The 12,785-nt window shown below is 37.6% G+C and carries 13 protein-coding genes; 5 read left to right on the forward strand and 8 right to left on the reverse strand.

The window, feature by feature from the left end:
• Positions 1 to 154 precede the first annotated feature (154 nt).
• From rimM to H6G25_RS09480, 3 genes are read right to left on the reverse strand one after another with little or no spacing between them, the layout of a single operon-like run.
• Entirely contained in the window at positions 155 to 844 is a 690-nt protein-coding gene (rimM, locus tag H6G25_RS09470; RefSeq protein ID WP_190392262.1) for a ribosome maturation factor RimM, read from the reverse strand.
• A 5-nt stretch (positions 845 to 849) separates the two neighbouring features.
• Positions 850 to 2,133 (reverse strand): valine--pyruvate transaminase, encoded by a 1,284-nt coding sequence (locus H6G25_RS09475; protein WP_190392347.1) that lies wholly within the window; start codon positions 2,131 to 2,133, stop codon positions 850 to 852.
• A 20-nt stretch (positions 2,134 to 2,153) separates the two neighbouring features.
• On the reverse strand, positions 2,154 to 2,294 hold the full coding sequence (locus H6G25_RS09480; protein ID WP_155963106.1) for a hypothetical protein: 141 nt from the start codon (positions 2,292 to 2,294) through the stop codon (positions 2,154 to 2,156).
• Positions 2,295 to 2,396: 102 nt separating this feature from the next.
• On the opposite strand from H6G25_RS09480, the gene H6G25_RS09485 reads away from it, so the two are divergent.
• Complete coding sequence (locus H6G25_RS09485) at positions 2,397 to 3,506, forward strand: S-(hydroxymethyl)glutathione dehydrogenase/class III alcohol dehydrogenase (RefSeq protein WP_190392263.1); 1,110 nt, start codon at positions 2,397 to 2,399, stop codon at positions 3,504 to 3,506.
• A gap of 424 nt (positions 3,507 to 3,930) precedes the next feature.
• Here H6G25_RS09485 and hemW read toward each other — a convergent pair whose 3' ends face one another.
• Positions 3,931 to 5,115 carry a radical SAM family heme chaperone HemW gene (gene hemW / locus H6G25_RS09490; protein WP_190392264.1) on the reverse strand — a complete coding sequence of 395 codons (1,185 nt, stop codon included), beginning with the start codon at positions 5,113 to 5,115 and terminating at the stop codon, positions 3,931 to 3,933.
• A 255-nt stretch (positions 5,116 to 5,370) separates the two neighbouring features.
• Here hemW and H6G25_RS09495 point away from each other — a divergent pair, with 255 nt between their 5' ends.
• The gene (locus H6G25_RS09495) at positions 5,371 to 6,447 is read left to right on the forward strand and encodes a PIN/TRAM domain-containing protein (protein WP_137906217.1); all 1,077 of its coding nucleotides are present in this window, start codon (positions 5,371 to 5,373) and stop codon (positions 6,445 to 6,447) included.
• Between the two features lie 144 nt (positions 6,448 to 6,591).
• Here H6G25_RS09495 and H6G25_RS09500 read toward each other — a convergent pair whose 3' ends face one another.
• Together H6G25_RS09500 and H6G25_RS09505 are read right to left on the reverse strand one after the other, a co-directional pair.
• Complete coding sequence (locus H6G25_RS09500; RefSeq protein WP_190392265.1) at positions 6,592 to 7,053, reverse strand: GNAT family N-acetyltransferase; 462 nt, start codon at positions 7,051 to 7,053, stop codon at positions 6,592 to 6,594.
• Complete coding sequence (locus tag H6G25_RS09505) at positions 7,053 to 7,850, reverse strand: M15 family metallopeptidase (RefSeq protein WP_190392266.1); 798 nt, start codon at positions 7,848 to 7,850, stop codon at positions 7,053 to 7,055. Before H6G25_RS09505 ends, H6G25_RS09500 begins: the two co-directional genes overlap by 1 nt.
• 90 nt (positions 7,851 to 7,940) lie before the next feature.
• On the opposite strand from H6G25_RS09505, the gene H6G25_RS09510 reads away from it, so the two are divergent.
• Positions 7,941 to 8,858, forward strand: coding sequence for an AEC family transporter (locus H6G25_RS09510; RefSeq protein WP_190392267.1), 918 nt, complete (start codon positions 7,941 to 7,943; stop codon positions 8,856 to 8,858).
• A 106-nt stretch (positions 8,859 to 8,964) separates the two neighbouring features.
• Here H6G25_RS09510 and H6G25_RS09515 read toward each other — a convergent pair whose 3' ends face one another.
• Entirely contained in the window at positions 8,965 to 9,573 is a 609-nt protein-coding gene (locus H6G25_RS09515) for a hypothetical protein (protein ID WP_190392268.1), read from the reverse strand.
• A gap of 401 nt (positions 9,574 to 9,974) precedes the next feature.
• Positions 9,975 to 10,499, reverse strand: a complete 525-nt coding sequence (locus H6G25_RS09520; protein WP_190392269.1) for a phosphoribosyltransferase — start codon at positions 10,497 to 10,499, stop codon at positions 9,975 to 9,977.
• A gap of 56 nt (positions 10,500 to 10,555) precedes the next feature.
• Between H6G25_RS09520 and H6G25_RS09525 the strand changes: the two genes are divergently transcribed.
• Positions 10,556 to 12,007, forward strand: a complete 1,452-nt coding sequence (locus H6G25_RS09525; protein ID WP_190392270.1) for an MFS transporter — start codon at positions 10,556 to 10,558, stop codon at positions 12,005 to 12,007.
• 298 nt (positions 12,008 to 12,305) lie between these two features.
• A complete protein-coding gene (locus tag H6G25_RS09530; protein WP_190392271.1) occupies positions 12,306 to 12,749 on the forward strand; it encodes a DUF29 domain-containing protein in 444 nt (147 codons plus the stop codon).
• Positions 12,750 to 12,785: the final 36 nt, after the last annotated feature.

Consider the following 12,785-nt stretch of genomic DNA (forward strand, 5'->3'; position numbering starts at 1 on the left):
GATAGAGATGTAAACGCTGCAATTAATTTAAAACAAGAAGCGGTTAGATTAACCGTGTTAGCCTGTGGACTAGATAGTGCCGACACTTCTAGGATGAAGCAGGAAGAAAAAGCAGACTTTTGTTAGCATTAGTTAGCTTTTTTGGGTCGGCACTCTAATTATTAATAGAGAACAAACCAGGGGGGGGAGTAATTTCGACGCGACGATTTTCCAAATCCACAACAGGGACAATTTCCATCACAAAGGGAATTAAAACTGTTTTTACGGCTTTATCCTCAGCAAAAGTAGAATCTAATTTTACTTCTAATAAATCATGACCTGAAGGTAATATATCCACCAGTGTTCCCACCAACTCCCCAGAAGATTGCATAAAAACCTGCAATCCTAACAAGTCTATCACATGAAACTCACCAGCCGCCAACTTAGGGCGATCGCTTATAGGCACAAAGAACCGACAATCACGCATATTTTCAGCTTGAGAGCGATCGCTTACTCCTTTTAATCTAATCACATAGAGATTTTTACTCTCAACATAGCGTCCACTTAATAATTCTACAGGTTGAAGTTCCGTTTCCCCTGGACGTAATAACCAGCGTTTTCCCGGTTCTTCAAAGCGTTCGGGAAAATCAGTATCAGGATAAACCCGCAACTCCCCATTTAAACCTTGAGGTGCGACAATTTTACCAATTTCTAACCAATCATCAAGATCAGGAATTAGTTGAGAAAGGGGTTTCTCAGCCCTCACAGCACCAGGAAGAGGAGATTTTTGATCTTTTACCCCTGCTGGCTGCTTCCTGCTTCCTTGCAATATTTTCTTCGTGTTCTTTGCGTCTTCGTGGTTCATTTCTCTTACACACTTACAGCCGCAACTTGATAAACCTGTTCAGCAACCTTAGCTAAACGCTGCATACCGATAATAATCTCCTCATCACTACCAGTCAAACTAATTCTGAGACATTGGTGTTTGTGTTCCCATTCCTCTTGTAAACCGGGGAAGAAACTACTACCAGGAACAACAATCACACCAACTTTCTTTAATTCCTGGTAAAATTCCCAATCAGTCATGGGTAAATCCTGCAACCACAACCAGCCAAAAATCGCTCCTTCACCACGATGTAAGAACCAGGGTAAATTTTTTGGCATTGCCGATGCTAATGTACTTTCTAACACATCAAACTTTTGCTGGTAGAAAGGACGAATCACATTTTCAGCGATATTTGCTAATATACCTGATTCTATGGCGCGGGCGGCGATCGCTTGACCATATCGAGAAGAATGAATTCCCACATTAGTTTGAAAACATTCTAAGACCTGAATTAGCTTTTCATCACCAATAGCCACCCCAATCCGTTCTCCAGGTAATCCCGCCTTTGATAAACTCATACAGTGGAGGATATTCTCCCCAAATACGGGAGTCATGTCTGTAAAATTCAAAGCTGGGAACGGAGGCGCGTAAGCAGAATCAATTAATACAGGAACATGATGGGGCGCTGCTAAATCAGTGATTTTATTCACTTCATCATTAGTTAAAACATTACCAGTAGGATTACAAGGACGAGAAAATATCACACAACCAGTATTTTCCGTAATGGAAAGTTGGTTAAAATCAGGACGATATTTAAAACGGTGTGCGTCCCTATCAATATCCAAAGTAGGCTTATAAGCGACTAAAGCTTCTGGGAACAAACAAACACCACCATAACCAGTATAATCTGGACTTAAAGGCAGAACAATTTCCTTTAAATTACCATCTTCAGTATAACCACCGAAAGCATTAGCGGCATAAAAATATATAGTTTGACTACCCGCAGTAATTAAAATATTCCGGTCAGTTAAACTTAACCCATAACGCTGGTTAAAGTCCTTGACAATTGCCTCAATTAATGGTGAATAACCTTGACTTGAACCGTAACGACAAACGACCTCACCATATTCAGAACTAGCTAATAAATCTGCCGTACAATCCCGCCATAACTGTTCCACCTCTGGTAAAATCAGGGGATTCCCGGCACTCAAATTATATAATTCCTTTCCCTTACTGGCTCTGAGGGTTTCGTTAATATCTTTCATAATCGCTCTTACGCCAGTTAAGTTAGACATTTGAGCGCCAATTTTAGTAAGGGCAGGTTTGATCATGTTTATTACAGAGTTTATTAATCGTCAAAGTGGGTAGTTGCAGCCAAGATTAATTTTATGGTCATAATTGCTAAAATATCTGCTGACTTCAACCAGTCTAAACCGTAGTTAATTAGATAGGATATTTTTCTGACAATGCCCATCACTCTAGCATACATAGAACAATTTGACAAGTAATCATGAAAAATATTCCTCTTCGCGCCTGGAGTGCCTCTGGGTGAGATAAAATTACGTAAATCCTCGCCAATCAAGAGAATCAAATGGAAGTCAAAGCAGCAGTAGCATACAGTCCGGGAAAACCCTTAACAATTGAAACCGTCCAATTACAAGGACCACAAGCAGGGGAAGTATTAATTGAGATTAAAGCTAGTGGAGTATGTCATACGGATGCTTTTACCCTTTCTGGTGATGATCCTGAAGGTTTATTTCCGGCAATTTTAGGCCATGAAGGTGCTGGTATAGTTGTCGAAGTGGGGGCTGATGTCAAAAGTCTTAAACCTGGAGATCATGTGATTCCTTTATACACCCCTGAATGTCGTCAATGTGATTATTGCCTCAGCTTCAAAACTAATCTTTGTCAAGCAATTCGCGGCACACAAGGACGGGGTTTAATGCCAGATGGTACTAGTCGTTTTAGTATTGATGGCGATATTATTCACCATTATATGGGTACATCCACCTTCGCTAATTATACGGTATTGCCAGAAATTGCTGTCGCCAAAATTCGAGAGGATGCCCCTTTTGATAAAGTTTGTTATATTGGTTGTGGCGTAACAACAGGTATTGGCGCGGTAATTTATACAGCTAAAGTAGAACCAGGTGCAAATGTAGTAGTTTTTGGTTTAGGGGGGATTGGTTTAAACGTCATCCAAGGAGCGCGAATGGTGGGCGCGAATAAGATTATTGGTGTAGATATTAATCCCAAAAAACGGGCTTTAGCCGAAAAATTTGGGATGACGCATTTTGTGAATCCTCATGAAGTTGCAGGTGATTTAGTTCCTTATTTAGTAGATTTAACAAATGGTGGTGCTGACTATTCTTTTGAATGTATTGGTAATGTTAATACCATGCGTCAAGCCTTAGAATGTTGTCATAAAGGTTGGGGTGTGAGTGTGATCATTGGTGTTGCTGGTGCGGGACAAGAAATCAGCACTCGTCCATTTCAATTAGTAACTGGAAGAGTTTGGAAAGGTTCGGCTTTTGGTGGTGCTAGAGGAAGAACTGATGTGCCAAAAATTGTAGATTGGTATATGGATGGTAAGATTAATATTGATGATTTAATTACTCATGTTATGCCGATGGAAAAAATTAATGATGCTTTTGATTTAATGCACAGAGGGGAATCTATTCGGAGTGTAGTAACTTTTTAGATTTTTGTTTTGTGCGATTGCCTTCTGTAAGATATAGTTACACTTCACAGAATAAGTAAAATTTGATAATGCTTTTTTGTTTAAAATGAAATTAAGATGGAAGACCTAAAAATTGTCTATGTCCCCTGGTCCTTACTGGACTTATAACGGTATCCTGTTGAGGAAGATATACAACGAAACTTATGGAGAAGCTGAGTGAGTTAGTCTGGCCTTTGTTTATATGACAATAAAAAACCGGATTTAGCTAGAATTAAAATAATACTAATATAGCCAGAAAGACCATTAAACTTATGTTCAATTTCTAGTTATTTTGGTGCGTTACGCTATCGCTAACACACCCTACATTTTTTCAACTATCAAACCAGACTATCACAATCTCAAACTTTGCGTCTTTGCGCCTTTGCGTGAGATAGATATATTCACCTTATTCCCCCAACTTTTCAAACAACTTCGCTAACATCACATTAGAAAATATAAAACCATCGGTATCGCTAAAGCGTAACCGATCTTCAACAATTCTCACCCAACCTCGATCAAAGTATGGTTGCAAACAGCTTTGAATTTTCTCAACTTGATGATTACCAAATTTTGCGACTAGGGAATTTAAACTAACTCCTTCCGCTAACCGTAGTCCTAGCATTAAAGTTTCTAATAAAATATCATTTGCAGAAGTGACTGGACAATCCATGACAGCACCGGCTTTTAACCATTGGTAATATTCCTGGGTTTTGCGGGGACGAGTAAAGCGTTTACCTTGAGTATAGCTGGCTGCACCCATGCCAAAACCATAATAGGGAAGATTTTCCCAGTAGACTCGATTATGTCTACATTGGTGTCCTAGTTGGGCATAATTGGAAATTTCGTAATGTTCGTAACCGGCCTGTGTTAACATTTTATGCCCTAGATGATACATTTTAACTGTGGTTTCATCTGTGGGTAGGGGATGATCTCCCGGCCGATAATAACGGTTGAAGACTGTTCCCGGTTCAATGGTAAGATCATAGACGGAAATGTGGGTTGGTGCGGCTGCTATAGCTTGAGTTAAGGAATCTTGCCATGTTTCTAAACTCTGGTGCGGTAAGCCGGAAATTAAGTCTAAGCTAAATTCGGGAATCTCGACTTTATGGATTAACTCTATAGCTGTAATAATATCTATCAGTGTATGCGATCGCCCTGCGGTTTTTAACAATTCTGCTTGGAAAGCTTGTACACCCAAACTTACGCGATTTACTCCTAAGCTGCAATAACCAGCGATATGTGCTAAATCAAACGTTCCTGGATCGATTTCCATAGATATCTCTACCCTAGATGTGATCCCAAACCGCTTTTCTAAGGTTGTTAATATACGTTGTAATTGTTCTGTTGATAACAGCGAAGGAGTACCACCGCCAAAAAAAATTGTTTCTAAAGGTTGACCATAAACCGGCGCAATTCTGATTTCTTGACATAAAAATTCCACATATTCGTTAATTGTCCCAGAATTTTCACCCCGCGAGTGATCGCCTACCACGAATACGGGAAAATCACAATAATAACATCGTCGTCGACAAAAGGGAATATGTACATAAGCAGAACGAGGAATCTCCCAACCAGTATTTTGTTGAGTCATTCTTTTAAAAATTGTGAGGTGAATGTGATTTGAATATTAAAAATCATGAAAATGAGGAGTTTGTTGCTAAAATTTTCGCCTTTTTGCCTAAAAATAAAAATAATATGCAGTTAAAACTCTTTAGTTATAATGTTGGCATATTTCCTCGGTCTGATCAGATAATATGATCTCATATTTCTGAATTTACCCAACAGGATAGAAGCAAGCATACTTTACTTTATCAAATAAATACCGTTGTAGGAACACAACACCACCATGCTGGATGTCTTTATTATTCTCTCATTTATCTTAGCAGCGTCGGGGATAGGTTATTTCAGCACTGATCTACTCTCCCCAGGTACTCTTAATGGAGTCACGAATGTAGAGGCCTTACGCTTAGTTATAGCCGTCTTTGCTGCCATTATTGGCGGTGCTGTAGGGCTAAGTTTTCAAACTACATACCGTCGTTTAGAATCACAAGTCCGGGAAATGCCTCTGGAAGCGATTTTAACCCGGTCTATTGGCTTAATAATTGGGCTACTATTAGCTAACTTGATGTTAGCACCTCTATTTTTACTACCCATTCCTCCAGATTTTAGCTTTATTAAACCCCTTGTAGCTGTTGTTGGCAGTATTATCCTCTCTGTTACAGGCATGAACTTGGCCGATACCCATGGACGGGGATTATTAAGGTTAATTAACCCCAATACTGTGGAAAGTATGGTAGTAGAAGGAACTCTTAAACCTGCTAATACCAAAGTTTTAGATACTAGCTGCATTATAGATGGCCGCATTGAAACACTACTAGAAACCGGATTTTTAGAAGGGCTAATTCTTGTTCCCCAATTTGTTTTACAGGAATTACAGCAAGTAGCTGATGCTACCAAAGACCAAAAACGGGTCAGGGGCAGAAGAGGACTAGAAATCCTCAACCGCATTCGAGAAACTTACCCAGAACGTATTTTAATTAACCCTGTGGATTATGAGGACACACCCAACGTTGATGCTAAATTAGTCCGTTTTGCCCAGGAAATTAATGGGACATTACTGACTAATGATTATAACTTATCAAAAGTTGCTAGTGTGCAAAAAGTCCCGGTTTTGAATGTTAATGATTTAGTAAATGCCGTCAGACCAACTTATTTACCTGGTGATAATCTTGATTTGAAAATTCTCAAAGAAGGTAAAGAACCAAGTCAAGGAATTGGCTATTTAGATGATGGCACAATGGTAGTAGTGGAAGAAGGTAGTCCTTATGTGGGTGGTGAATTACGGGTAGTAGTCACCAGTGCCTTACAAACTTCCGCCGGGAGGATGATTTTTGCCAAACCCCAAGCTTCTGCCTTAGCGTAACAGATAAACCACGGAAAATTAGAGTTAAGCTATGCAAATCGGTGTGGGAAAACTGCACCGATAAACTACATTTAATTTTATTTCGCGCAAAGAGGCAAAGGAAGAAATAAATACATGAAATCTGAACTAATGTAAAACTAGAAATTATAAATATTTTTCCATTACATAATTTTTAAATTTTATTCCTCGACGTTCTACTTCTTGTTCTTTGACTACAGTAAATCCCCAGTATTGAAAAAATGGTTTTGCGGTAATACTTACTTCTGCATATAGCCGATTAATTTTTCTAGATTTTGCCATATTTTCTATATGAGTCAAGAGTTTTGAACCTATACCTTGCCTTTGGTATTGGCTATGACAATAAAAACAATCAATATGCCCATTTGCTTCTAATTCTGCAAAACCAACTATTTCACCATGCTTTTCTGCAATAAAAGGCAGCTTGGATTTTAACCTTTCATGCCAAAATTCATAATCCATAGTTTCGCCAGTCCAAGCATTTACTTGTTCTTGAGTGTAATCAAAAATATTGATTTGATGAACTGTGTCATAAAACAGTTTCATAATGGCTTCAGTGTCAGATATCTGATATTCTCTGACTATCATTATGGTGTTTTTATAGGTTTAATATTTTTGGCTTTATAAAATGTTTCTAAACTATCACTATCACCCACAAAACGCCAATGCCAAGGTTCATAACTGACACCTTGAATGTTATCTTTAGGAAAGGAAATTTCAAAACTAAATCTGGCTGCATTGGCTTGTAACCACTGATAAGCTTTAGTATTTTCAAAATTGGCTTGTAAATTAGTGGCTGGTACTGCACCATCGCCAATATCTACAGCATAGCCTGTATGATGTTCACTATGATTAGGAGGTGCGCTCAGAGACGCTCTTTCTGCTGGAGTTTGGTTACGTTGTGCGCCAATATCAAAAAATAACTGCTTTTGCTCTTGTACGGAACGAAAGCCAGAAATTGGCACTAAAATTACACCCGCACTCCTAGCCGCTTGTACCATGGCTTGAAATTTGACAGCAGCAGATTTTCGCATTCTAATCCTATTGTCAGCCGTAATTGGGGCTAATTCTGACTCTGGTGCTTCTGAATATGGGAAATGTCCCAGAACTGTATCATCTTTACCAGAAGTATTATTAGCTACCGATGTAGAGCTAATCGCTTCCGGCTCTGAATTGGGAGTTTGCTGAGGTGTTGTCAGAGAAAATAAAAAACCACTAGAGACAGCCAGCAGCAAAAATCCAGCAAATCCACTGATGATTACAACTTGTGGCTTTAATTTTATACTACTTACAGCATCAGAATTATCACGAATAGCTATGGGAATATCATCATCAGAATGAGGATAGGAATTGTGTGGTTTTTTGGGAAACCCAGCTTTATTCAAGTTTTTGCTCCTATTTGTGTTTAATAGTTAAAAAAGGTAAAAGACAAAAGTTTTTTGCATTTTTAATTCTTAATTATTTTAGGTGTAATTTTGATAGATATTTTAGAACTATATCTTCGATTAGTGGGATTAATCCTGATAGGATTTATACTGGGACGTAAATTACCCGGTAGTGCTTCCATTTACATAGGTCAGTTTCTCTATTGGGTGGGAGTACCTATTGGTATTATTGGTTTTTTACTGCAAACAGACTTATCAGGACAAATTTGGATTGCACCGATAATAGCTCATTTGGCAATCTTTTTGGGGGCATTATTAGCTTGGTTAAGAATCAAAGTAAAAGGTCATTTCACCAACTCAGTCCCCCAAAGAGCAACTCAAGGTAGTCTGATTTTAGCAGCAATGGTAGGTAATACAGGTTATCTGGGTTTTCCCATAACTTTAGCAATGGTAGGTAAAGAATATTTTGCCTGGGCTTTATTTTATGATATGTTAGGTTCACTCTTTGGTGCTTATGGTTTAGGTGTGGTTTTAGCCGCTAAATTCGGCAATAATATCCAAAATCGCATCCAAGTAGCAAAGGTAATTTTTATTAACCCCGCGCTGTGGAGTTTTGGATTTGGTTTACTGTTGCGTCAAGTCGCGCTTCCTGAGTCAGTAGTATTTTTGTTAGAAAAATTGGCTTGGAGTACAGTAGCTTTATCCTTAATGTTAATTGGTATGAGACTTTCACAACTAAATTCTTGGACTAAATTACCACAAGCGGGGAGTAGTATCTTCATTAAAATGGTACTAGTTCCCCTGATTTTAGGTAGTACCCTCTCCCTTTTTGGTGTCACTGGTAAGGCAGCGCAGGTGATAGTTTTGCAAATGGCCATGCCTCCAGCCTTAGCTACACTGGTAATAGCAGAAACCTTTGATTTAGATCGTGATTTGGCTGTCACCGCTTTAGCAATGGGGATTATAGTCTTGTTATTTACTCTCCCTCTTTGGTTATGGCTGTTTTAACTGGAAATCTGCTTCAACTACAATCATACAGTGCTTATCTGCATCAACAGAATTACCGAATTGGGCTACTGCAAAAATTCATTGGTATATACCTCTATGTATTGCACTAATAACCAGGAGTTAGTATGTAGTCAACATTAAATTCTTTGAATTTGTCACATCCCAAATGAGTTTCCTGCCACATTTTGATCAAAGAAGAAGATTGAATAACAACTCGTTTTTCAATTTGAACGTCAAAGTTAAAGAAATTCTCAACTGTTGCTGAATAATCACAAATCAGCTTTTCAAAATTCTTTATTGAGATTCCATTTTGAATCTTGTTGCCCAGTTTATCTGTAATAACAAAGTCAATATTATCTTCTTTATCTCCCTGTAATTGAAAGCTTAACATAGTTTGGTCTGAATTGGGAAAAACAAATAATTCTTCTCTATAGAGAATATCAGTATCATAGAAAGTATAAGCTGTAGAACCTTTAGATGGTGGAATAAGGCTTCTGAGAAAAACTTTATATTTAATATTCTTTAAAAGTCTTTTTCGAGGTATGTTCCGAATGACCATTCTAAAACCATATTCTGGCAGGTATCCAAGCCTCGGTAGTCCTTCTTGTCGTACTGTCCACTTGAGTAGAAAATATTGGATTACGGGGAAAGCGAAAAAGGTTACTAATGCTAATACCTGACTAACTACCTGCTCCAAAAGTTTATCCATGCTCACCAATTTCTCTCCTATAGAACTAATAATTAAGACTCAAAGCTAATATATCATTTCCTGGTCTAATGAGGTACAAAATTATCTGTGTTCATCTGCGTTTATCTGCGTTTAATTCTGACTTATTGCACCTCATACCATTTATTTGTAAAGTTGCATATAATTTACCCCCCGACTTCGCCGTCCTTGCTTAGTAAGAGGCGACTTGTTATCACTTGTATGGGAATTGCTATATTTGAGCATGAAGTTTTTCACAAAGCACTTTTTTTGTAGGCAATGAAGTCACAACAAAACGACAGGACTTACGCAAAATATCTCTCAAATCCTCATTTCTCCGTGACCTCTGTGCCTCTGTGGTTCGTTATTCCATGAATCTTGCGTAAGTCCTAAACGAGTATCTTTCACTGCTATTCTGCAACCCCTAAATTATGCTTTTTTGCCAGTTCGGAAGGACTAATATATTCGTAATGTTCAAAAGGTTGATGAATCCAAGGATTATCGGGCAGATAATCAGTATAGTAATCTGGAACAACAACAGAACAAGCTTTATACCAAATTACAGCGGTGCGAATTTCTGCAATGGAGGATTGTCCATAGGAGTATAACCACGGAACTATTTTCTGAATAGTGACACCAGAATCTACTAAATCATCTACAAGCAAAATCCGCGAACCTAAATTTTCACTAGTCATGGTTAATTGACGGGAAATAAGTAAATTATTTCTCTCTTGTTTACCCATGTCGCTGTAAGATGAAGTAGATAAAATTGCCAAAGGTTGATTGTAGATACGGGAAAGAATATCTCCTACACGCAGTCCCCCCCTAGCTAAACAGACAATTTGGTTAAATTCCCAGCCTGATTGATAAATTTTAACGGCTAATTGTTCAATTTTGTGGTGATAATCTGGCCAAGAAATGTAAAGGTCTGACATAGGATTAAAAAAGTGTGCTAATAATTATCAATTGTCAACTAAGATGGGTGTAATTTATGGTTAAGGATAATTCCGATAATAAGCATTTTCACCAATCGCTAACCAGTAAAAAATTAGATTTAAAAACCAAACTAGCTTATGGTGCTGGAGATTTGGGTCCTGCTATTACTGCAAATATTGCTGTCTTTTACATGATGGTTTTCTTTACTAATGTAGCCGGAATTTCAGCAGGTTTGGCAGGTAGTATTTTGATGATTGGTAAAATTTGGGATGGTATTAATGATCCTATGGTGGGAATGCTAACTGATAAAACCCAATCCCGTCGTTGGGGTCGTCGTCTACCTTGGCTTTTATATGGTGCGATTCCTTTTGGTGTTTTCTTTTTCTTACAATGGATTGTCCCCCAATTTACTGCGGATAAAAACATTAATGTTTGGTGTTTATTTTGGTATTATGTAGCTATTGGGATTGTATCTCAGGCTTTTTTTACCGTTGTAAATTTGCCTTATACAGCCATGACTCCTGAATTAACTCAAGATTATGATGAACGGACTAGTTTAAATAGTTTTCGGTTTACGTTTTCGATTGGTGGCAGTATTTTATCATTAATTTTATCAAAAATTATTTTCTCACAAATTAGCGATCGCCAACAACAGTATTTAGTTTTAGCCGCAATTTGTACTGTAATTTCTATTTTATCTTTGTATTGGTGCGTTTATGGTGTGCGCGATCGCATTTTGGCTTTTGAAGCTAAACGTATACAATTACCAAAAGAGGCAGAAATTCCCTTTTTTGAACAGCTAAAAATCGTCTTTACTAATAAACCCTTTCTCTTTGTAATTGCTATCTATCTTTTTTCTTGGTTAGGTGTGCAAATCACAGCCAGTATTATTCCCTATTTTGTCGTTAACTGTATGAAACTTAAAGAGGGAGATGTCCCCACGGTGATGATTGCAGTTCAAGGAACGGCTTTATTTATGTTATTTATTTGGAGTTATTTAAGTCAAAAAATTGGTAAAAAACTGGTTTATTTTCTAGGAATGAGTTCTTGGATTATTGCTGCCGGTGGATTATTTTTCTTACAACCTGATCAAATTGGTTTAATGTATGTTATGGCTATAATGGCAGGTGTGGGAGTTTCTACAGCTTATCTAATTCCCTGGTCAATGATACCTGATATTATTGAATTAGATGAATTACAAACCGGACAAAGACGAGAAGGAATTTTCTATGGTTTCATGGTTTTACTGCAAAAATTTGGTTTAGCTTTGGGGCTATTTTTAGTCGGTAATACTTTACAAGCTTATGGTTTTAAAGAGGCTGTTATTGGACAAAGTTCCTTACCTGTACAACCAGAATCAGCACTTTTAGCTATTCGTATCGCTGTTGGACCAATACCAACTGTTTGTTTAATAGCAGGTTTAGTGTTAATGTACTTTTATCCCATTACCCGCGAAATGCACGCAGAAATAATGCTAAAACTACAAGAAAAACGAGAACGAATATAGCGTTTCCTAGTCTAATGAGGTACAAAATCATCTGTGTTTATCTGCCTTTATCTGCGTTTAGTTCTGACTTATTGCACCTTACTTGTATGGGGATTGCTATATAAAGATTTAAAAGTTATATAGCAACGAGTAAAGAATAGTTAACAAAGTTGAAAGTTTTTTGGTAGACAATGCCCACCGTACATAATATTACAAAAATCAAATATTATTTCTATATAAATTATCTCTTCAATGTTATAATCAACTAAGTTAGATGATTAATAAGTAAATCTCCCAAAAAATACTAGAGAAGAAAACCATGACATCATCTCTTTATGAAACAGATTACAACCAATGGACACAAGATACTATCCAACAAATCCAAAACCGTGATTTTGAAAACATAGATTGGGATAACTTAATCGAAGAACTAGAAATTATGGGGAAAAACGACAAACGCGCCCTAATTAGTCTGTTAACCCGTGTTCTAGAACATCTCCTCAAATTGTCTTACTGGGAATCTGAAAAACCAAGATCCGGTAATCACTGGGCTGCGGAAATTGTCAACTTTCGCGCCCAAATTCAAGGGCATTTGGAAGATAGTCCTAGTCTTAATTCTCAATTACAAACGTTCTACGAAAAAGCTCATCCCGTCGCTATTAAATCCGTTTCCAAGTTATGTTCACTTCCCCCAGATGCTCAGATTAGCCTATTGCAAGTCCTAGATGACAACTGGTTTCCAAATGACATCTCAAATGATTAAATATCACAATATTCAACAGCAGAAGCAGATACAATT

Source organism: Dolichospermum sp. FACHB-1091, from assembly GCF_014697585.1.
Classification (GTDB): Bacteria; Cyanobacteriota; Cyanobacteriia; order Cyanobacteriales; family Nostocaceae; genus Dolichospermum.

What these genes read in the sequence shown, in the direction of transcription:
- rimM (WP_190392262.1), bottom strand. Translation starts at nt 844, where the DNA reads ATGAACCACGAAGACGCAAAGAACACGAAGAAAATATTGCAAGGAAGC.
- H6G25_RS09480 (WP_155963106.1), bottom strand. Translation starts at nt 2,294, where the DNA reads ATGTATGCTAGAGTGATGGGCATTGTCAGAAAAATATCCTATCTAATT.
- H6G25_RS09485 (WP_190392263.1), top strand. Translation starts at nt 2,397, where the DNA reads ATGGAAGTCAAAGCAGCAGTAGCATACAGTCCGGGAAAACCCTTAACA.
- hemW (WP_190392264.1), bottom strand. Translation starts at nt 5,115, where the DNA reads ATGACTCAACAAAATACTGGTTGGGAGATTCCTCGTTCTGCTTATGTA.
- H6G25_RS09495 (WP_137906217.1), top strand. Translation starts at nt 5,371, where the DNA reads ATGCTGGATGTCTTTATTATTCTCTCATTTATCTTAGCAGCGTCGGGG.
- H6G25_RS09500 (WP_190392265.1), bottom strand. Translation starts at nt 7,053, where the DNA reads ATGATAGTCAGAGAATATCAGATATCTGACACTGAAGCCATTATGAAA.
- H6G25_RS09520 (WP_190392269.1), bottom strand. Translation starts at nt 10,499, where the DNA reads ATGTCAGACCTTTACATTTCTTGGCCAGATTATCACCACAAAATTGAA.
- H6G25_RS09525 (WP_190392270.1), top strand. Translation starts at nt 10,556, where the DNA reads ATGGTTAAGGATAATTCCGATAATAAGCATTTTCACCAATCGCTAACC.
- H6G25_RS09530 (WP_190392271.1), top strand. Translation starts at nt 12,306, where the DNA reads ATGACATCATCTCTTTATGAAACAGATTACAACCAATGGACACAAGAT.